The sequence below is a fragment of the Streptomyces sp. WI03-4A genome, assembly GCF_033792105.1.
Lineage (GTDB): Bacteria > Actinomycetota > Actinomycetes > Streptomycetales > Streptomycetaceae > Streptomyces > Streptomyces collinus_A.
In genome coordinates this window covers 88,405-107,432 of the sequence record NZ_JARAUO010000009.1, presented here as the reverse complement: position 1 = coordinate 107,432, position 19,028 = coordinate 88,405, and the positions used below count along the sequence as shown (strand labels likewise).

Annotated in this window: 19 protein-coding genes and 1 pseudogene; 17 read left to right on the top strand and 3 right to left on the bottom strand. The window is 73.7% G+C overall.

What is annotated here, in order from left to right:
* Positions 1–149 precede the first annotated feature (149 nt).
* The 5 genes and pseudogenes from PV343_RS12780 to PV343_RS12760 form a co-directional block, all read left to right on the top strand.
* Positions 150–1,154 (top strand): ATP-grasp domain-containing protein, encoded by a 1,005-nt coding sequence (locus PV343_RS12780; protein ID WP_319146989.1) that lies wholly within the window; start codon positions 150–152, stop codon positions 1,152–1,154.
* Complete coding sequence (locus PV343_RS12775; RefSeq protein ID WP_319146988.1) at positions 1,151–2,011, top strand: alpha-L-glutamate ligase; 861 nt, start codon at positions 1,151–1,153, stop codon at positions 2,009–2,011. Before PV343_RS12780 ends, PV343_RS12775 begins: the two co-directional genes overlap by 4 nt.
* Positions 2,012–2,089: 78 nt before the next feature.
* Positions 2,090–2,623, top strand: a complete 534-nt coding sequence (locus PV343_RS12770; protein ID WP_319146987.1) for a GNAT family N-acetyltransferase — start codon at positions 2,090–2,092, stop codon at positions 2,621–2,623.
* Between the two features lie 232 nt (positions 2,624–2,855).
* Complete coding sequence (locus PV343_RS12765; RefSeq protein ID WP_319146986.1) at positions 2,856–3,062, top strand: cold-shock protein; 207 nt, start codon at positions 2,856–2,858, stop codon at positions 3,060–3,062.
* Positions 3,063–3,243: 181 nt separating this feature from the next.
* Positions 3,244–3,492: pseudogene (locus PV343_RS12760) on the top strand (VOC family protein); the annotation flags it as partial.
* A gap of 115 nt (positions 3,493–3,607) precedes the next feature.
* On the opposite strand, the gene PV343_RS12755 reads toward PV343_RS12760, so the two are convergent.
* Positions 3,608–4,231 (bottom strand): TetR/AcrR family transcriptional regulator, encoded by a 624-nt coding sequence (locus PV343_RS12755; protein WP_319146985.1) that lies wholly within the window; start codon positions 4,229–4,231, stop codon positions 3,608–3,610.
* 83 nt (positions 4,232–4,314) lie between these two features.
* On the opposite strand from PV343_RS12755, the gene PV343_RS12750 reads away from it, so the two are divergent.
* Positions 4,315–5,742, top strand: a complete 1,428-nt coding sequence (locus PV343_RS12750; RefSeq protein WP_319146984.1) for an FAD-dependent oxidoreductase — start codon at positions 4,315–4,317, stop codon at positions 5,740–5,742.
* A gap of 96 nt (positions 5,743–5,838) precedes the next feature.
* On the opposite strand, the gene PV343_RS12745 is transcribed toward PV343_RS12750, so the two are convergent.
* A complete protein-coding gene (locus PV343_RS12745) occupies positions 5,839–6,948 on the bottom strand; it encodes a PP2C family protein-serine/threonine phosphatase (RefSeq protein WP_401700502.1) in 1,110 nt (369 codons plus the stop codon).
* A 349-nt stretch (positions 6,949–7,297) separates the two neighbouring features.
* Between PV343_RS12745 and PV343_RS12740 the strand changes: the two genes are divergently transcribed.
* The 7 genes from PV343_RS12740 (at position 7,298) to PV343_RS12715 (ending at position 12,756) form a co-directional block, all read left to right on the top strand.
* Positions 7,298–8,569: an FAD-dependent oxidoreductase gene (locus PV343_RS12740; protein WP_319146982.1), complete on the top strand. Its 1,272-nt coding sequence runs from the start codon at positions 7,298–7,300 to the stop codon at positions 8,567–8,569.
* Positions 8,570–8,650: 81 nt separating this feature from the next.
* A complete protein-coding gene (locus PV343_RS12735; RefSeq protein WP_319146981.1) occupies positions 8,651–10,297 on the top strand; it encodes an APC family permease in 1,647 nt (548 codons plus the stop codon).
* Between the two features lie 174 nt (positions 10,298–10,471).
* Positions 10,472–10,903: a hypothetical protein gene (locus tag PV343_RS12730; protein WP_387953140.1), complete on the top strand. Its 432-nt coding sequence runs from the start codon at positions 10,472–10,474 to the stop codon at positions 10,901–10,903.
* Positions 10,904–10,920: 17 nt separating this feature from the next.
* Positions 10,921–11,094: an alpha/beta hydrolase gene (locus tag PV343_RS40410; protein ID WP_387953141.1), complete on the top strand. Its 174-nt coding sequence runs from the start codon at positions 10,921–10,923 to the stop codon at positions 11,092–11,094.
* 411 nt (positions 11,095–11,505) lie between these two features.
* Entirely contained in the window at positions 11,506–11,706 is a 201-nt protein-coding gene (locus PV343_RS12725) for a hypothetical protein (protein WP_319146980.1), read from the top strand.
* A 140-nt stretch (positions 11,707–11,846) separates the two neighbouring features.
* On the top strand, positions 11,847–12,530 hold the full coding sequence (locus PV343_RS12720; protein WP_319146979.1) for an HAD family hydrolase: 684 nt from the start codon (positions 11,847–11,849) through the stop codon (positions 12,528–12,530).
* A gap of 4 nt (positions 12,531–12,534) precedes the next feature.
* Positions 12,535–12,756 (top strand): hypothetical protein, encoded by a 222-nt coding sequence (locus PV343_RS12715; protein ID WP_319146978.1) that lies wholly within the window; start codon positions 12,535–12,537, stop codon positions 12,754–12,756.
* 29 nt (positions 12,757–12,785) lie between these two features.
* Here PV343_RS12715 and PV343_RS12710 read toward each other — a convergent pair whose 3' ends face one another.
* Positions 12,786–14,216, bottom strand: coding sequence for a hypothetical protein (locus tag PV343_RS12710; RefSeq protein ID WP_319146977.1), 1,431 nt, complete (start codon positions 14,214–14,216; stop codon positions 12,786–12,788).
* 190 nt (positions 14,217–14,406) lie between these two features.
* Between PV343_RS12710 and PV343_RS12705 the strand changes: the two genes are divergently transcribed.
* Genes PV343_RS12705 through PV343_RS12690 form a run of 4 tightly spaced genes read left to right on the top strand, consistent with a single transcriptional unit; the run spans position 14,407 to position 18,913 of the window.
* A complete protein-coding gene (locus PV343_RS12705) occupies positions 14,407–14,895 on the top strand; it encodes a cupin domain-containing protein (RefSeq protein ID WP_319146975.1) in 489 nt (162 codons plus the stop codon).
* A gap of 48 nt (positions 14,896–14,943) precedes the next feature.
* Positions 14,944–15,663, top strand: coding sequence for a FadR/GntR family transcriptional regulator (locus PV343_RS12700; RefSeq protein ID WP_319146974.1), 720 nt, complete (start codon positions 14,944–14,946; stop codon positions 15,661–15,663).
* Entirely contained in the window at positions 15,660–17,081 is a 1,422-nt protein-coding gene (locus tag PV343_RS12695) for a hypothetical protein (protein ID WP_319146973.1), read from the top strand. Before PV343_RS12700 ends, PV343_RS12695 begins: the two co-directional genes overlap by 4 nt.
* Entirely contained in the window at positions 17,078–18,913 is a 1,836-nt protein-coding gene (locus PV343_RS12690; RefSeq protein ID WP_319146972.1) for a GMC family oxidoreductase, read from the top strand. The genes PV343_RS12695 and PV343_RS12690 overlap by 4 nt, the downstream gene beginning before the upstream one ends.
* The last annotated feature ends 115 nt before the right edge of the window (positions 18,914–19,028 follow it).

Here is a 19,028-nt window from a genome sequence, read left to right as displayed (position 1 = left end):
AACGGCACGGGGCCGTCCTCCACGAGGGCGGCCCCGCGCCGTGGACAGACCCCGCCACCGGCAGGCAACGGGCGTGACATCCTGTGTCGTCACAGTGTCATGGAGAGCCGGACGACGAGGGCGGGCGTCCGGGGGGTCGGGGTAGATCGATGAAACTCTGCTTTCTGGTGGAGGAGCAGTACCGCCACGACGGCATGCCGGTCGAGGTGATCCGCCGGTTGACGTCCTGGGGACACCAGGTGGACGTGCTGCGGCCGGGCGGCTCACTGCTGCGCATGACGGAGGCGCTGCAGTGCGCCGCCCACGACGCCTGGGTGCTCAAGACGGTCTCCGGCGGCCCGGGGCTCACTCTGCTGGAGGCCGCCGCCGTGGCCGGGACCACGACGATCAACGACGCCCGTTCGATCCGCGGCGTACGGGACAAGGCGCTGGCCGCGGCGATCGGCCGCAGCCAGGGGCTCCCGCTGCCGCCCACCTACGCGGCGGCCCGGCCCGAACTCCTCGCGGAGATACCGGAGTCCAAGTACCCGATCGTGGTCAAGCCCGCCGACGGCAGCTCGGGGCGGGCCGTGCACCTGGTGACGTCGCCGGACCGGCTCACCGAGATGCTTCCCGAACTGGTGGGTGAGGGCATGCTCATCGCCCAGCCGTACGTCCCCAACTCGGGCGTCGACATCAAGGTGTACGGCGTCGGCGGCGAGCTGTACGCGACCGAACGCCGCTCCCCGCTCCACCCCGACCGCGTGGCGCCCGAGCGCCCCGTGCCGCTGACGGACGAGGTGGCCGCCATCGCCGCCCGGGCCGGCGCGGTCTACGGCCTCGATCTGTACGGCGTCGACGTGGTGCTGGGGCCGGACGGGCCCGTGGTCGTCGACGTGAACGACTTCCCCAGTTTCCGCCAAGTCCCCGACGCGACCGCGCGGGTGGCGCGCGCCGTACTGGCCCTCGCGGCCCGCGGCAGCAGGGCCGCCGAACCGGTCGAGCCCGCCGCCCTCCCGCGCATGCCGGAACAGCGGGAGGCGCCCGATGCCGGCGCGTCGTCGCCCGGAATGTCCGGCGCACCGGCCGTCCCGGCCACGCCGGCCGCGTCAGCCGCGTCACCCCTGCGTTCCGGCTCGGCACAGGTGCTGCTGGCGGCGGGCAAGAACGGATGAGGATCGGCCTGATCAGCTCCGACCCGGACCACCCCCTGCTGGCCGCCACCACCGCGCTGCTCGCCCGCGAGCACACCGTCGGGACGCTGGACCCGGAGACGGCGGAGCACCCCGCGGCCGCCGAGCCCACCGCCGACGTGTATCTGCTCAAGGCGCGCACACCGCGGGCGATCTCCCTCGCCCGCGCCCTGGAGCGGCGCGGGGCCCGGGTCGTGAACTCGGCCGCCGCGACCGCGCTGTGCCAGGACCGCACGGCGATGGCGGACCACGCCCTGCGGGCCGGGCTGCCGTTCGCGGCCACCCGCACCTACCCCACACTCGCCCGGCTTGCCGCGGGGCCGGGGCTCTCCGGCCCGGTGGTGGTCAAGAGCCGGCACAGCCGCAAGCACGACCTGGTGGCCCGCGTCGACACCGACGTGATGCTGCGCGAACTGGCCGCCGGGCACCCACAAGAGCCCGTCGTGACCCAGGAGTTCGCGCCCAACGATGGCTGGGACCACAAACTGTGGGCGATCGGGGACCGCGTCTTCTCGGCGCTGCGCCGCTCCGAGCTCTCACCCGAGGGCCGCGGCCCCACCCGACCGCTCGACCCCGCCGGCCTGCCGCCCGGCTGGGCCGCCCTGGTCCACCGGGTCGGCGAGGTCTTCGCCCTGGACGTCTACGGCGTGGACGTCATCGACAGGGGGACGGACGGCCCGCTGATCGTGGACATCAACGCCTTCCCCGGAATCCGCGCCCAGCCCGGCGCCCCCCAGGCCCTGGCCGCCCTCACCCTCGCCACGGCGGGCGCGGCGACACCCGTACCGCCCGAGCGGCAGGCACCACGACCCGCCGACGCGGGCGGCCGACGTGCTTGACGCCTCGTGATCGCGGAGCGGCGTGGCGAGGGAGTGCCGGATTACCGGTGAGGCGGTCGCGTTCGGCAGGATGGGCGTATGACCGAGATCCGTACCCCCCGTCTCCTCCTGCGTCCCTGGCACGACGACGACCTCGTCCCGATGGCGGACATCCACGCGGACCCGCGGGTGATGCGCTGGATCGACGACGGCTCGGTGCGCGACCTGGAGCTCACGGCCGAGGACATCGAGCGGTGGGAGGAGGAGTGGGACGAGGAGGGTTTCGGCCTGTTCGCCGTCGAGTTGCTGGCCTCGGGTGAACTGATCGGCTTCGCGGGGCTGTCCGTGCCGGAGTGGCTGCCGGAGGTGATGCCCGCGGTGGCGGTCGGCTGGCGGATCGGCTCGCAGTTCTGGGGCCAGGGGTACGCCTCCGAGGCCGCTCACGCCACGCTGGAGTTCGCGCTCCAGGACCGCGGCCTGGACCGTGTCATCAGCATCAACCGGGTGGGGGACAACGCCTCCGAGAACGTCATCCGCAAGCTCGGCATGGTGTTCGAGCGGGAGACGGCACACCCGGCGCACGGCTACCCGCTGCGCGTTCACGCCATCGACCTCACCGAGTTCCAGGCCTGAACCGGCGGCTGCCACGGCCGCAGCGGAGAGGGGGTCGCGCAGGTCGACGGGCCGCGGGACCTGTTTCGCTGTGGCGCCGGCCGTGTGCGGCGTGTAGCGTCTCAGTGGTTGTCGTGGTTCGCCGTTCCCGCCCGTGCCGCCAGGTGCGGGCATTTTGGGTTGTGCGGCGTGGCCAGGGCAATCGCTGTCGGGTCTGCGCGGTGCGGACCCGGTTCGACCGAGAGGTATAAGCATGGCCAGCGGGACCGTGAAGTGGTTCAACGCCGAAAAGGGCTTCGGTTTCATCCAGCAGGACGGCGGGGGCCCCGACGTCTTCGCGCACTACTCCAACATCAACTCTTCCGGCTTCCGTGAGCTGCTGGAAGGCCAGTCCGTCACCTTCGACGTCACGCAGGGCCAGAAGGGCCCGCAGGCGGAGAACATCACGGTCGTCGCCTGAGGTAGACGCCTGACGCCGGCCCCCGGAGAGCACTCTCCGGGGGCCGCGAGGGTCGAGGCGACGCCTCCCCTCGACACCTGACCTCGACACCGCGCGGAGTGTCCACCCGCGCGGCCTCGCACGGGCACGTCCAGGTCGATCAGCCGGCCCACGTAGCGCCGCACGATGCGCCCCTCCACACCGAGCGGTCGAGTTCCACGAGCGAGCCGCGGGGACGCAGGCGAGCTGGGCCACCGAGGACTTCGCCGGACTCAGGACCGCGGGCGCCACCCTCGCGATCGCCGGCACGCGTACCGTCCCGCTGTTCGCCCCGGGCTCTGGCCGCCCGGCGGACAACCGCAGCGTCATCACCGAGCTCCTCGTCGACGACGTGGACCGCGTGCACCGGAACCTGACCGGCTTCGGCACCGACTTCGTCAACGGGCCCACGAAGAGTTCGCGCGCTGACGCCGCACACAGACGCTCGCGTACGGCTGGCTCGGGCCCGGCGGCGTCCCCGCGGCGGCATGTTCGCCTGAGGTCGCGCGAGGAGGGGCTGGAGCCCGTCAGAGGTGACTCGCCAGTCCCTCCGCCAGCAGTGTGAAGGCGTTTTCGGCGTCGGCGACCGCCTGCGGGTAGCGCTCGTCGGCGGACCGACCGCCGTCCAGGGCCCCGAAGTTGTCCATCGACAGAAGCCAGTGGGTGCTCACCACGTGCGTGGCCGCCAGGCGCGCGGTGAGGGCGGGGACTCGCGCGGTGTCCTGGAGGGCCTCGGTGAGCATGCGCGCGGACCCTTCCTGGAAGCCGACGGCTCTCGTCCGCAGGGCCGGTGTCTCGTGCACCATGCGCGTGAACGCGAGGATCTGCGGAAGGTCGTTGAGTCCGGTGACCGGGTCCCGGTCGCGCAGCGCCCGCAGGAAGTGGTCGCGCAGGACGTCCAGGGGACGGGTGCCCGGCGGGCGGGCGCGCACCACCCGGGCGGGTTCGTCCTCGTGGTCGGCGAAGCGGTGGATGACGAGGTCTTCCTTCGCCGGGAAGTAGGCGAACACGGTCCGCTTCGACACCTCGGCGGCCTCCGCGACCTGCGCCACCGACACCTGGTCGAAGCCGCGCTCCAGGAAGAGCGCGATGGCCGCCTCCGAGATGGCGGCGTGTGTGCGTGCCTTCTTGCGTTCGCGCAGCCCAGTCATGCCGCCATGGTAGCCGAAAACTGCACTTGGACATTTTCTGCACTCGGTGTACTTTTTCTCTCAGTGAAGTAACTGGAGGAGCGATGACCGATGTGATCGTGGTGGGCGCCGGCCCCACCGGACTGACGCTGGCCTGCGAACTGGCCCTGGCCGGAGTGGACACCGTCGTGCTGGAACGTCTGCCGCACCGGATCCGGCAGACGAAGGGCGGTGCGGTCCAGCCGCGCACGCAGGAACTGCTGGAACTGCGCGGTCTGCTGGAGCCGATGCAGGCCCGGGCCGTGCCGCGCGAGCCGCTGGGCGGCCACTTCGCCCTGCTGCCGGTGCCCCTGGACTGCACGGTCTGGGACACCGCGCACCCCCACGTGCTCTCGCTCCCGCAGTGGGAGATCGAGGAAGTCCTGGAGGAGCGCGCCGCCGAACTGGGGGTCAAGGTGCTGCGTGACACCCCGGTCACCTTGGTGGAGCGGTCGGACCACGGCGTGACGGTGACGGCCGCCGGCCGGCGCCTCGAGGCCCGCCACCTGGTGGCCTGCGACGGTGCGCACAGCACGGTGAGGAAGCTGCTCGGTGTGCCGTTCCCCGGCAGGCCGGGAACGTTCACGGCAGTGCTGGCCGATGTCCGGCTCGCGTCGGCGTCCGACCTCGTGCCCACGGAACCCGGGCACATCAGCACCCTCACCCGTGAGGCCGAGGACGGCTGGGGAATGCTGCTCCCGCTGGGCGGTGACCGCTATCGGTTCACCGGCGGGCGGCTGGACGGCGACGAGCCGGCCAAGGACGAGCCGGTCACGCTCGACGAGATCGCCGGGCTGCTGCGCCACGTGTACGGCGAGCGGACCGTGCCGGCCGAGGTGGAGAACGCCTCCCGGTTCAGCGACGCCACCCGGCAGATCGACAACTACCGCGCGGGCCATGTGTCCTTCGCCGGCGACGCCGCGCACATCCACCCGCCGTACGGCGGCCAGGGCCTGAACCTCGGCATCCAGGACGCCTTCAACCTGGGGTGGAAGCTGGCGGCCGTCCTGCGCGGTGACGCCTCCGCGGACCTGCTGGACACCTACCACACCGAGCGCCACCCCGCCGGAGCCTGGGTCCTGCACATCACCCAGGCACAACGGGTCTTCGCCGCACCGCGGCCCAGCGCGGACGTGGTCGAACTGCGCGAGGTCTTCACCGGCCTGATGCGCCTGCCCGAGACCAACCGGCACCTGGCCGGGCTGATGTCGGGCCTCTCGCACGCCTACGACCTGCCCGGCACCCACCCGCTGACCGGTCACCGGGTCCCCGGACTCGACCCCGCGCTCTTCCGCTCCGGCAGGCCGGTCCTGCTCGACGCGGCCGGCATCCTCCCACCCGACCTCGGCGCCACCCCGGTCCGGCCGGTGAATGGCCTGCCCGGCGCCGTCCTGATCCGCCCCGACGGCTACGCGGCCTGGGCGGCGGACACGGAACCCGACCTGGACCTCCTCACCACGAACGCGTGCTGGCCCCTGCTCGGGAGGAGTTGAGCGAGACCGGCGCCGTGGTGGTGCCCCGCCCGCCCACGGGTGCGGTCGAGCGCCGGTGAGCTGCGCTTTCCGTACCGCAGAAGTGGCCGAACCCCCTTACCCCCGACCCTCGTCCCCACCGCCCCCGCCCCCGCCGCCACCGTCATCGAGCAGACACGCCGTCAGTGCCGCCGTGTCGTCCCGCAAGCAGTCGTGGCTGTGGGCCAGCAGGTCCTCGTGGAGGCGTTCCATCAGTTCGTGGGGCGGCAGCGGGCCCCAGGAGCGGAGTCTGGGCAGGAGGGGGTAGAAGGTGCCTTCGGGGTCACGGGTCTCGGTGACGCCGTCCGTGTACAGCAGGAGTTGGTCGCCGGGGCGGAAGGCGTACTCGTCGAGCGGGTACGCGTCTCCCACCAGCATGCCGAGGTTCAGCGGCGGGGCCGACCGGCCGCGGTCCAGTTCCCGTACCTCGTCGGGCCGGATCAGGACCGGTGGCGGGTGGCCGCAGTTGACCACGCGGACGACGTGGCCGGCCGCGGGGATCTCGGCGAAGACGGCCGTGACGAACCGTTCGGTCATCTCGTTTCCGCCGAGGAGGCGGGCCCTGCGGCTCATGCTCGTGTCCACGTGGGCGGCGAGCGCGGGCAGGTCGGGCTCGTCGTGCGCGGCCTCGCGGAACGCGCCCAGCAGGGCGGCCGCGGTCTCGACGGCGAGCAGGCCCTTGCCCCGGACGTCGCCGATGAGCAGCCGCACCCCGTAGGGGGTGGGGACGGCCTCGTAGAGGTCGCCGCCGATGCGGGCCTCGGCGGCGGCCGCGAGGTAGAGGCTTTCCAGGAGCAGGTTGCCGACGCGGTGCGGTACCGGTCTGAGCAGGACGCGCTGCGCGATCTCGGCCACGAAGCGCACGTCGGCCAGGGTCCGCTCGCGGCGGACCCGGTGGGCGGCCAGGATCGTGCCGAGGGCGCCGACCAGGAGGGTGCACACGTAGGCGGCGACGTAGTGGCGGTCCCACAGGTAGCCGACGGGCCGGCCCGCACAGCACGGGGTGCCGGCCAGCACCCCTTCGAGGAGGACGGCGAACACGGTGGCGCCGGCGACCGCGCGGGGGCCGTGCGCGAAGGCGGTCACCAGCGGCAGGGCTACCAGCACGAAGCTCACCGGCCAGTCCACGGGCGTGACCGGTTCGAGCAGCAGCACCGCCGCGACGTACAGGACCGGGAGCCAGCGCATCCAGGCCGGGGGAGCGGACAGCCCGGTCCGTACCCCGAGCCTGGCATCCGGGGCCCCGGCGGCACGCTCGTGCCTCACCGGTCGCTCCGGTGAGCCGGGCCACACGCCTGGCGGTCGGACTCGTGCGGCCTTGGCACACCGGACTCCTGTCGGACGACCCCGAGATGGGGTCCAGCCTGCTCGGCCGGGCCGGGGCGCACCGGGCATTGCTCCACTCAGCGGCATGTTCCGCTGATCCGGCTGATCCGGCTGATCCGGCTGATCCGCTGTTCCGACGGCCTGCGGGTATACTATTCATCGACTGATGAATTAATGGCCGTCACCGCTCCAGCGAAGGGCAGGGCCCGCCATGGACCAGAACACCACCACCACGACCACCACGCCCTCGACGACGACCTGCTGCGTCATCGGCGGCGGCCCCGCGGGCATGGTGCTAGCCCTGCTGCTGGCCCGCTCCGGCGTCCGCGTGACGGTGCTGGAGAAGCACGCAGACTTCCTGCGCGACTTCCGCGGCGACACCGTCCACCCCTCCACCCTCGCGCTGCTGGACGACCTGGGCCTGGCCGAGCGCTTCGCCCGGCTGCCCCAGCGCCGGGTGAACACCGTCCAGCTCCCGATCGGCGACGGCCACTCGGCGGTCACGGTGGCGGACCTCACCGTGCTCCCCGGTCCCTACAACTACGTGGCGATGGTGCCCCAGTGGGACCTGCTGGACCTGCTCGTGGCCGAGGCCCGGCGCGAACCGACGTTCGACCTGCGGATGAACACGGAGGCGACCTCCTTCCTGATCGAGGCGGGCCGGGTCCGCGGGGTGCGCTACCGCAACGCCGACGGCCGCACCGGCGAGCTGCGCGCCCTGCTCACCGTCGCCTGCGACGGCCGCGGATCGCTGGCCCGCTCCCGGCCGGAACTGGGCCTGCGCGCGTTCCCCTGCCCCATGGACGCCTGGTGGTTCCGCCTGCCACGGCAGCCCGGGGACCCGCGCGGACTCGTCGGCGGGGCCGGCGACCGCTTCCTGACCGCGATGATCGACCGCGGCGACTACTGGCAGTGCGCCGCGCTCATCCCCAAGGGCACCGACACCCCGCGCCGCGCCGCCGGCCTCGACCGCTTCCTGGCCGACTTCACCGCCGCCGCCCCCTGGCTCGCCGACCGGGCGCCCGGGCTGCGCTCGTGGGACGAGGTGAAACTCCTCGACGTACGCCTGGACCGGCTGCGCCGCTGGCACCGCCCGGGGCTGCTGTGCATCGGCGACGCCGCCCACGCGATGTCCCCGGTCTTCGGCATCGGCATCAACCTCGCCGTCCAGGACGCCGTCGCCGCCGCCCGCCACCTGGCCGGGCCGCTGAGCCGCGGGACCGTACGCCTGCGGGACGTACGCGCGGTGCAACGCCGCCGCCGTCCGACGACCGTCGCCACCCAGACGCTCCAACGCACGGCCCACGCCCGTTTCATCGCCCCCGTCCTGGCCGGCCGGCCGCCCCTCGGCGGCGCGGCGCGGGCCCAGCGCGCCGCTCGGCTGCTCACCGGCCGGCGCTGGATCCGCCGCGTCCCCGCCTACTTCATCGGCTACGGCGCGCTGCGCGAACGCCCGCCCCGGGCCGCCGTGCGCAGGCCGTGAAACAGGGCCTGCCGCACCCGCCGAAGCGGTCCGGACGTGGCACGATGGTGGTGAACATCGCCCCGCGCAGGGGGTGGCGACATGGCCGTGTCCCAATCCTCGCCCGCCTCGGACACCCACCGTCCGGGACTGAGACGCGAGATCGGCTTCATCGGACTGATCTGGGCCTCGGAGGGCTCGATCATCGGCTCCGGCTGGCTGTTCGGCGCGCAGGGCGCCCTCGCGGCCGCGGGACCCGCGGCCATCATCTCCTGGGGCATCGGCGGCCTCGCGATCCTGATCCTCGCGCTCGTGCACGCCGAACTGGGCGGCATGTACCCGGTCTCCGGCGGCACCGCGCGCTTCCCGCACTACGCCTTCGGCGGCGCCGCCGGGGCGTCCTTCGGCTGGTTCTCCTGGCTCCAGGCGGCCACCGTGGCGCCCATCGAAGTACTCGCGATGATCACCTACGCCCAGCACTACTCCTGGGCGAGCGGCTGGGAGAAGATCCAGGGCGGCGAACACGTCCTGACCCCGCCCGGCATCGCCGTCGCCGTCGGCCTCATGGCGGTCATCACGGCCGTCAACTTCCTCAGCATCCGGCTGCTGGCCCGCACCAACAGCGCGGCGACCTGGTGGAAGGTCGGCGTCCCGCTGCTGACCATCTTCGTCTTCGCCGTCGCCCAGTTCCACACCGCCAACTTCACCGCCGCCGACGGGTTCAACCCCTACGGCGCCAAGGGCATCCTGTCCGCCGTCTCCACCAGCGGCATCATCTTCGCCCTGCTCGGCTTCGAGCAGGCCGACCAGCTCGCCGGTGAGAGCGCCAACCCCAAACGCGACATCCCGCGCGCGGTGATCGGCTCGATCATCCTCGGCATCGTGATCTACGTCCTGCTTCAGGTGACCTTCCTCGCCGCGCTGCCCGCGTCCCAGATCGGCAGCCACTGGGCCACCTCCGCGTTCACCGCGCTCAGCGGACCCTTCGCCCAGGTCGCCACCCTCATCAGCCTCGGCTGGCTGGCCACCGTCCTCTACCTCGACGCCGTGATCTCCCCGGCCGGGACCGGCCTCATCTACATCACCGGCTCCTCCCGCGTCTCCTACGGCCTCAGCCGCAACGGCTACGTCCCCTCCGTGTTCGAGACCACCAACCGGCGCGGCGTCCCCTGGGCGGGCCTGCTGACCGCCTTCGTGATCGGCTGCGTCTGCTTCCTGCCCTTCCCGAGCTGGCGCTCGCTCGTCGGCCTGATCACCAGCGCCAGCGTGCTCATGTACGCCGGAGCCCCGCTGTCCTTCGGGGTGTTCCGCAACAGGCTGCCGGCCGCCCACCGCCCCTACCGCCTCCCCGGCGGGAGCTGGATGTCGCCGCTGGCCTTCGTCGTCGCCAACCTGCTGATCCTGTGGTCGGGGTGGACCACCGACTGGAAGCTCGGCGTCGCCATCCTCATCGGCTACGTCATCCTGATCGGCAACCGGGTGTTCCGGCTGAACCCGATCACTCCCCAGCTCGACCTGCGCGCCGCCCAGTGGCTGCCGGTCTATCTCGTCGGCATGGGGCTGATCGTCTACCTCAGCGACTTCGGTCCCCTCAAGCACCCCTGGTTCCCGCTGTGGTGGGACATCGGGGTCACCGCCGTCTTCAGCCTCGTCATCTACTACTGGGCGCTCGCCGTCGCGCTGCCCACCGAGAAGATCCAGACGCTGATCGACCAGGTCGTCGTACCGGAGGAGGAGAACCTCGCCTGACCGGCCCCGCGCGGCACGGCCGCCCGAGCCGGGGCTGTCTCCCCCGCCGCGGTGGTACTGCCCCCACTCCGAAGCGGCCGCCTGCCGGAGTGATCGCGGCACCGGCAGAATGATCCGCGGGGCCGGCGTGCACCGGGCCGGCTTCGACCGCAATACGGCAGTTACCTCGGGGAGGTGTACGCCACGATGTACCCGCGGCGCGTCGACCGGGTCGTCCTGGACGGCGTGATCGGCGCGGTGCTCGCGACCGTCGACGCCGTCCAGGCGGCCGCCGTCCGTATCCCGCTGAGGCTCGGCTCGTACCGGGTCGACGAGCACATCGTGCCCGTCTTCCTCTTCAACGGACTCTCGCAGGACAACCCCGCCGCGTTCGGGGACTTGGCACAGGCGGTCCGGGACCTGCGGCGCGCCGCCGAGGGCCGGGCCGTCACCCCGACACCGTGGCCGGCCGAGTCGCTGAAGTTCCTGCTGACGGCGACGACTCCGCCTACCGGAGCGCGCAGACCGCGATCCCGCGCGGAGACGTTCCGGCGCCCCGCGACCCGGAGACCTACTGGCGCGACCTGCGCCGCGCCGGCACCCGGGACCGCCTGTCCGCCCCCGTGACCGACGACCGGGGCGCGTTGACCATACGCCGTGACCGGCCCGGCTCCCGCCTGGTGACCCTGCGCGGCACCGACCAGCACGCGGTCCACGGCGTGTTCGGCGGCTCCTGCGTGGACTCGGCCGTCAACGTCTACCTCGCGGACGGCCGTCTGCCGCAGCGGGACCTCACCTGCTCCCGGCCCACCGCATGACGGCCGGGAGGCTGCAGGGGGACCGGGGTCGCAGGTCCGGCCGAAAACATCCGTCGAACCTGCACAGCCCCGGCCGCCGGTGCGCACACGAGCCGAAAACGCCGGGAGCGGGCACCGCGTCCGGTGCCACGTCCGGGGAATTCGGCTTCACCGCACCGGCGGCGAAGAGGAGGAGCGCGGCACGGTGGCAGAGCGTGTGAAAGGGTGCGAAGAATCCGGTCACCAACCCGTCACTGCCGTGAAGCCCGGCTGCCCGTGCCGCCCTGGCCCGGCCCGCCATGGCTGGCCCGACGTTTGCGCCCGTGATTTCATCCTGCGGGTGGCGGGACTCGCCGAAAAGCGTTCTCCGTAAGGACGCCGGGGTGGGTTCCGGCCCTTTCGCATTGATTGTCTCGAAGGGAATCCGGAAACATGACGAACCGTGCCGCCCGCATGGAGACCACCGAGATCTCGGACGCCGAGCTGGACAACGTCTCCGGCGGTCTCGCCGCCGGGGGTGCCGGCTGCCTCTACCTGGACACCCCGCTCGGGACCGTCAGCGGCGACCTCCTGGCCGCCGCCTCCCCGCAGGGCCTCACGGCGGGCGCGAGCCTGCACGCCACCACTGTGTGACGGCCACGCGCAAACCGCCGCGGGGGCCCGGGCCGACCGGCCCGGGCCCCCGCGCCGGTCGCCGTGCCCGGTCGGCCCCGCGCGGCTCTTTCACCCGGGCGGTCCGACTCGGAAGGGCTCACCGCGGGCAGGCACTGCACATGCCTGTGATCTTCTTCGACATCGGGGCGACCCTGGCGGACGCCCGTACGGGACCCGACGGCTCCCTGGTGCTCCGGCCCCTGCCACGCGTCATGGCCGTGCTCGACGCCCTCCACGAGGTGCGCCGGGGCATCATCTCCAACCCCGGCCCGAGCGAGGACGACGTCCGGCGCGTCGCGACCGCGCTGCACGCGGCGTTCCCCGGCCGGTTCGCCGACGAGGCGCTGGTGCACTGGGGCGCCAAGGACAGCCGCGGCATCTTCGACCGGGCGGTCGCGAGCACCGGCGGAGCGGCGGCCGACGCCTGCGTCTTCGTCGGCGAGGACGCCCAGGAGCGCGCCTTCGCCCGCGAGGCCGGGATGCGGACGGCCGCTCACCCGGTCTTCGCCCTCGCCGCGACGCGGAACCGGGCCGTGCTCCGGGCGCGCGTCGAACTGCCGGCCGGACGGGACCTGTCCGAGCTGGCCACGGCCGTGAACGAGACCGAGGCCGTCGTCGTGCAGACCGTCTCCGAGCGGCTCGTCCTCGCCCTGGTGACCGCCGCGGGCGCCCAGGCGCTGGAGCAGGCCGGCTTCACGGTGGAACCGCGCGGCCCGGTCGACGCCACGCAGACCTTCCACGGGTGGCAGGGCCGCCCGGCGGCGGAGGAGCCGCTCGCGGACGCGCCGCGGCCCGGCCGGTGACACCGTGCCCGGTACGAACGCGAACGGCGAGGAGGACCCGGCGGGCGGCGGCGCGGGGGAGCGGGGCGACGACGCCGAGCGCCGGGCGGCCGAGAGGTTCGTCAGCGATCTGCTGGCGCGCGGCGAGGCGGTGTTCGAGGGGGAGGAGCCGACGGCCAGGACCACGCACGTCGTCAGGCGCGAGGACGACGGACGGCTGACCGTCCGTCGTCTGCGTTTTCACTGATCCGGTCGTCCGCCGGTCCGGCCGACCGCTCAGTCGAAGCCCCGCCGGACCAGGGCGAGGCCCTCACCGGTCGTGCTCGGCACGATCTCGTGCGTCTTGATCCGCGAGGGGCTGTCGTCGACGAACGCCGCGGCGGAGCGGTGCTCGGCGGGCACGTGGACGCGGCCGCGGCGGAACAGGTCCTCCAGGTACGACGTGGCCACCCGCTCGGGATCGGCGGGGCGCAGGGAGCCGCCGGCCGGGTCGGAGCCCGCGATGCCGAACCGCCGTTCCCCCGCGGGAGCGGAGAGGGTCACGGGCTGCGTGACGCCGTACGGCGCCCCGTGGACCGTGACGTCCGCGAGCCCGTCGTCGTCGGCACCGCCCGGCATCGACTCGTCGATCCCGGCGGCCCGGCGGGTCACCTCGGGTTCGGTGAGGGACGCGGCGGCCTCCAGGGAGAGGATGCCGTGCCGGATGAACGCCGAGCGCAGGGCCTGGCTGTACAGGCCGCCGTTGCGGCGCTGGTCCGCCGCGATCATGTGACCCGCGAGCTGTGCGTAGTACGCGGCCACCACGGGCGCGGCCACCGCCGCGTCCACCAGCAGCTGCCCCGCGATCTCGGCAGCTCTGGCCAGGCCCGCCTGGTCCTGCAGGTCCTGCTGCCGGAAGATCCCGGCGACGACCTTCAGGAACGCGCCGCTGAACACCCGGGAGAAGGAGTGCGGCTCGCTGGACAGCGTGTTGGCGGGTCCGCTCGGCGGCAGCTGTACCGGGTCGCGGTAGAAGAAGCTGTTCGCCAGGTTGCGCAGGCAGTCCGGGTCGACCGCGTTCGGCTGGCCCTTGCGGATCGCGGCGCCGAGCTGCTCGGCCATCCGCGACACGCGCGAGGACAGTTCGAGGTCGCCCTGGGTCTCGGCCAGCACCGCGACCCGCAGGGACTCCAGCCGGAGCGAGGTCAGCAGCGCGCTGATGTCACCGAACGCCTCGTGCAGGGCGGCCGTCTCCGCGCTCGCCGTGTTGAACAGCTGCGGGCGCAGCGCGTCGAGGATCGCGTGCCCCGTCTCGTGCGCGACGACCTCGGTGCTCTCGCACGCGGCGACGGTGACACCCGCCAGCGTGTGACGGAAGAACCACAGGCCCTTGCGGTCGTAGAAGGCGTTGAGGTCGTCCCCCGCGTCGAGGTGCGCGGTGAGGGCGCTGCCGACCGACGCGTGCCACCGCGTTCCGGCCGGGACCAGCGGGCCCCAGGTCTGGCCGGCCCTGCTGAGCCCGTCGGCCGCCACCCAGTAGCGGAAGGCCTCGGTGCCCGGCCCGGCACCGTCGGGCTGCGGCGCGGGATCCGCTATGGCCATCGGGAAGGGCCGGCTGTCGAGGTGCGGGACCGGATGCGGTACGGGCATGTGGACCTGGGGAGGAAATCCCGGGTCGTCCTCGTACACCAGAACCGTGGGCATCGTGGCGTGTTGCTGCACCGTCATGGCGACTCCGTGGGGATGGCGAGATGGTGGTTGATGGCATCCCCCCACAGGACGGCTCCGACCAGGAGGCCCTCGTTGTCATTACGGGACCACGCCGGTCCGTTATCAAGGTGAGCGCGGCCGGACGGGTGACGGGACGCGTCACGCCGACCGCCCGGTACGCGCGCCCCGGCCTTGTCACAATGCCTCCATGACCGCAGACCAGCCCCGCACGCCCGACCGCCCGCTCCTGCGCCGACCCGGTGACGGTGAGCTGATCGACGTCGCCGGTGTCGCGCACCTCTTCCGGCTCACCGGTGAGCACACGGGCGGGCGGTTCGCCTTCGAGGAGTTCAGCCTCGCCCCCGGCACCATCGGTGCCAGGCCGCACGTGCACGAGGGACACGACGAGTACTTCTACGTCCTCGAAGGCGAGTTGACGCTCCACACCGGGGACGGCGAGACAACCGCCGGTCCGGGGGCCCTGCTTGCCGCGACCCGGGGCACCCCGCACGGCTTCCGCAACGCCGGAGACGTCACGGCACGCGCCCTGTGCCTCTACACGCCCGCCGGCTACGAGGACTACTTCCGCGACGTCCACGCCGCCGTGAGCGCCGGAGCCGAGGCCACCGAGGAGCTGCTGGCCGAGTTCCGCGCCCGCTACCGAACCCGTTCGCACCAGGAGCCGTTGGCCAAGTAGCCGATCTTCGCGCCGTGGCCATTGACTCCTCGGGCCCGTGTTGGTTGAGTGGCTCATCCACTGAGCCACTGGGAGGACGGCGTGGAGGCACTGCCCCGCGAGACCATCGTCGACGTGCTGGAGGGCCGGCTGCGGGAGGACATCCTCGCCGGCCGCCACCCGGCGGGCAGTTATCTGCCTCCGGAGCGCACCCTCGCCGACGGGTACGGCGTCACGCGCACCACGCTCAAGCACGCGTTCGGCCGGCTGACGCAGGCCGGTCTGCTGGAGACCCGGCACGGCGTCGGCACCCGCGTCCGCGACTACCTGCGCCTCGGCGGGGCCGACCTGCTGCCCATGCTCGTACGGCACAGCCCCGACTGGATCGGCGAGGTCTTCGAAGTGCGGCGCCACATCGGCACGTTGATCGCCGGACGCGCCGCCGCCCGCGCGACCGAACGGCAGCGGGCCGGGCTGCGCGTGCTGCTGACGGCCGTCGGGGACGCGGCCGACGCCGACGCCGTCCAGCTCGCGGACGTCGAGGTCCACCGGGCTCTGGCGCGCGCCACCGGCAACCGCGTCTACGTCCTGCTGACCAACACCCTCTTCAACGCCTACCTCCCCGTCCGCGCCGTGCTCAGGGCGCCGTTCATGGACGCCCGGGTGGCGCACGGGCGGCTGGAGCCGGTGGTCGAGGCGGTGGCCGCCGGCGACGAGGCGGGCGCCCGGCACGCGGCCGAGCACTATCTGGCGGTCACCGAGCGGATCATGCTGGAGAGCCTCGCATGAGCGGCGGCACCGGCACCGCCGGACCCGGTCGCGGGACCGTCTTCGGCGAGACGATGCTCGGGACCGTGCGGCTGGACGGCGAGGCCCGTGACCGCCGCGTCCGGCTGGACCTGACGGTCTCGGCGGACCGCCTCCTGCGCCCCCTCCGTACTACCGGGGCCCGCGCCGACGGCCGGACACGCGTCGCCGGATGGGCCGACGACCCGCACACCGAAGGCGAGTTGGAGATCTCGCCCCTCGCGCGCCGCCGCATCCGCTACCGCCTCACCTTCACCGCGGACGGCCGCCGGATCACCCTCGACGGCTGGAAGTCCGTCACCCCGCGCCGGCCCGTGGCCTCGATGACCGTGCTGCCGTACACCCTGTACGAGGACGGCGCCCGGATCGGCACCGGCACCCTCCGCTTCCCGCTCGGCACCCAGCTGCTGCCGTTCCTGGCGAGCTTCCGCTTCCCCCGGCCGGCCGGCGGCGGGGCGTTCCTCGCCCCGCGCTGGCGGGGCGAGCCGGGCCGCACCGAGGTCTGGTACACGACCCTCACCGACCCGGACACCGGCAGCGGCGTGTGGCTGCACCACGAACTGACCGCCCCGGCCGACGGATCGGCGCCGTACGCGCACGGCTGGGCCGCGGTGTTCCCCCCGGACGGCCCGGTACGCCACGCCCGGTTCGGCCCCGCCGCGTGGACCCCCGGTCGGACCGGCTTCAGCGCCGACGGGGTCACGGTGCGCCCGGGACACCTGACCGGAGCGGCCGAGGACGGCGCCCTGCGCTGGAATCTCACCGAACGTCCCACCCGGCCACCGCTGTTCACCTTCCCCCGATGGGCCTGGCGCCGGCCCCTGCTGCCCGCCGCCCAGATGCTCCCCGCCGCACGCGCCGCCTACGACGGCACCGTCACCCACGACGGCACCACACTCACCCTCACCTCGGCCCCGGGCGCCTCCGCCCGCATCTACGGCCACGGCAACGCGCACCGCTGGGCCTGGCTGCACGCCGACCTCGGCGGCGGGGACGTCCTGGAGATCGTCGCCGCCGTCTCCACCCGCCCGGGACTGCGCAGGCTGCCCCCCTTGGTGTTCCTGCGGCTGCACCGCCGGGGCCGCACCTGGCCCCGCCGCGCCGAGCGCGCCGCCGTCGGCTGGGCCGGAGCCGGACGCTTCCGCGCCCGTGTCGGCCTGCCCACCTGGACCGTCACCGGCCGGGCCGGCCTCCGCCGCATCCGCGTCGAGGTCACCCAGCCCGCGGACCGCACCCTCACCCTGGACTACACCGACCCCGACGGCCGGCACGCGACCTGCCGCAACAGCGAACGCGCCGACGCGCACGTCCTGCTGGAACGGTGGTGGTTCGGCGGCTGGCGGACCGAGGCCGAGTGGACGCTCGACGGAACCGCGCACGCCGAGGTGGGCACCCGATGAGCCTCACCGGCCTCGTCTCCGCCCTCCTCGCCGACGACGGCACCGCCGACTGGCCCCGCCGCGTCCCCGCCCGCCTGGAGACGGTCCTCGCCGCGATGCCGCGCCCCGCCCGGGCCGGACTGCGGGCGGCGGCCCGCGCGGTGGACGGCTACGCGACGGCACGCACCGGACGCCCCCTCGGCGCGCTCACCGCCCCCGAAAGGGAGTCCGTGCTGGCCCAACTGGCCGCCAGGCCCGCCCTGCTCCCGCTCCTGGACGTGCTCAAGGTGCCCGTCCTCCTCGCGGCCGGGACCGAGCGGATGCTCCAGAACGCCCCCGCCCCGCGCCGCCCCACCCGCCCGGACCCACCGCTCGACCTGACCCCCGCGGCCGACTGGCCCACACGCTCCACGGCCGACGCGGTGGTCGTCGGCTCGGGAGCGGGCGGGGCCACGGCCGCCCGCACGCTGGCCCGGGCCGGACTCGACGTCGTCGTACTCGAGGAAGGCCGGCACCACTCCACCGAGTCGTTCGGCGCCCGCGCGCCCCTGGACCGGTTCACCGAGCTGTACCGGGACGGCGGAGCCACCGTCGCCGTCGGCAACCCGCCGCTGCTGCTGCCGGTGGGCCGGGCCGTCGGCGGCACCACCGTCGTCAACTCCGGCACCTGCTACCGCACTCCGGCCCACGTCCTTGCCCGCTGGACACGGGAGTTCGGGTGCGCGCTGGCCGACGACCTCGACCGGCACCTGGACGAGGCGGAGCGCACCCTGCGCGTCGCCACCCAACCCGTCGACGTCCTCGGCCACAACGGCCGCATCGCCCTCGCCGGTGCCCGCGAACTCGGCTGGCGCGCCGCGCCGTTGCGCCGCAACGCGCCCGGCTGCCTGGGCTCCTGCCAGTGCGTGGTGGGCTGTCCGACCGGCGCCAAACAGAGCGTGCAGCTCTCGGTCCTGCCCGACGCCTGCGCCGCCGGGGCACGCGTCGTCACCGGCGCGCGGGCCGACCGCGTCCTCGTCGACACGGACCGGCCCGGCGGCCCCCGGGCGGCGGGCGTACGCGCCCACGGGCCGGACGGCACCGCCTTCGAGATCCTCGCGCCCCTGGTCGTCGTCGCCGCGGGCGCCACGCAGTCCCCGCCGCTGCTGCGCCGCTCCGGCCTCGGCCGCCATCCGCGGCTCGGCCGCAACCTCAGCGTCCATCCGGCCACCAGCGTCGCCGGACGCTTCGCCGAACCGGTCACCGCCTGGGAAGGCGTGCTGCAGAGCGTCGGCGTGGAGGAGCACCACGCGCGGGGCGTCCTCATCGAGGCCACCGCCACCCCGCCCGGCATGGGCAGCTTCATCCTCCCCGGGCTGGGGGGCGAGCTGCGCCGCGAGCTGGAGGGCGCCGACCGGCTCGCCACGCTCGGCGCCATGATCGCCGACCGTCCCTCCGGCCGTGTCCTCGGCCGCGACCGCACCCTGCTCCGCTACGACCTCGACCCCCGCGACGCGGGCCGTCTGCTGCGGGCCGTCCGCGCCATGGGCGAGCTGCTGTTCGCCGCAGGGGCCGAGGAAGTGCTCACCGGGATCCCCACCGCGCCCCGGGTGCGTAGCCTCGCGGAGCTGGACGCCGTCCTCGCCGTGACGAGCGCGCGACAGCTGCACCTGTCGGCGTACCACCCCACCGGCACCGTCGCCGCGGGCGCGAGCCCGGAGCGCTTCCCGGCCGACCCGCGGGGCCGCCTGCGCGGGGTGCACGGCGTACTGATCGCGGACGCCTCCGTGCTCCCCAGCTGCCCCCAGGTGAACCCGCAGCTGAGCATCATGGCGGCGGTCCTGGCGAGCACGGAGGCGTGGCTGTCCGGATGAGCGCGCGGCCAGCCGTGCTTCGTGGTGCTCGTCCCGAAGAGCCTCCGCACGCGGTTCGCCCCACGATTCACACCTACGGGTGAATCGATGGATGAATGTCCGGGCCGCTTCCCGT

What these genes read in the sequence shown, in the direction of transcription:
- PV343_RS12780 (WP_319146989.1), top strand. Translation starts at nt 150, where the DNA reads ATGAAACTCTGCTTTCTGGTGGAGGAGCAGTACCGCCACGACGGCATG.
- PV343_RS12775 (WP_319146988.1), top strand. Translation starts at nt 1,151, where the DNA reads ATGAGGATCGGCCTGATCAGCTCCGACCCGGACCACCCCCTGCTGGCC.
- PV343_RS12770 (WP_319146987.1), top strand. Translation starts at nt 2,090, where the DNA reads ATGACCGAGATCCGTACCCCCCGTCTCCTCCTGCGTCCCTGGCACGAC.
- PV343_RS12765 (WP_319146986.1), top strand. Translation starts at nt 2,856, where the DNA reads ATGGCCAGCGGGACCGTGAAGTGGTTCAACGCCGAAAAGGGCTTCGGT.
- PV343_RS12755 (WP_319146985.1), bottom strand. Translation starts at nt 4,231, where the DNA reads ATGACTGGGCTGCGCGAACGCAAGAAGGCACGCACACACGCCGCCATC.
- PV343_RS12750 (WP_319146984.1), top strand. Translation starts at nt 4,315, where the DNA reads ATGACCGATGTGATCGTGGTGGGCGCCGGCCCCACCGGACTGACGCTG.
- PV343_RS12745 (WP_401700502.1), bottom strand. Translation starts at nt 6,948, where the DNA reads ATGCGCTGGCTCCCGGTCCTGTACGTCGCGGCGGTGCTGCTGCTCGAA.
- PV343_RS12740 (WP_319146982.1), top strand. Translation starts at nt 7,298, where the DNA reads ATGGACCAGAACACCACCACCACGACCACCACGCCCTCGACGACGACC.
- PV343_RS12735 (WP_319146981.1), top strand. Translation starts at nt 8,651, where the DNA reads ATGGCCGTGTCCCAATCCTCGCCCGCCTCGGACACCCACCGTCCGGGA.
- PV343_RS12725 (WP_319146980.1), top strand. Translation starts at nt 11,506, where the DNA reads ATGACGAACCGTGCCGCCCGCATGGAGACCACCGAGATCTCGGACGCC.
- PV343_RS12720 (WP_319146979.1), top strand. Translation starts at nt 11,847, where the DNA reads ATGCCTGTGATCTTCTTCGACATCGGGGCGACCCTGGCGGACGCCCGT.
- PV343_RS12710 (WP_319146977.1), bottom strand. Translation starts at nt 14,216, where the DNA reads ATGACGGTGCAGCAACACGCCACGATGCCCACGGTTCTGGTGTACGAG.
- PV343_RS12705 (WP_319146975.1), top strand. Translation starts at nt 14,407, where the DNA reads ATGACCGCAGACCAGCCCCGCACGCCCGACCGCCCGCTCCTGCGCCGA.
- PV343_RS12695 (WP_319146973.1), top strand. Translation starts at nt 15,660, where the DNA reads ATGAGCGGCGGCACCGGCACCGCCGGACCCGGTCGCGGGACCGTCTTC.
- PV343_RS12690 (WP_319146972.1), top strand. Translation starts at nt 17,078, where the DNA reads ATGAGCCTCACCGGCCTCGTCTCCGCCCTCCTCGCCGACGACGGCACC.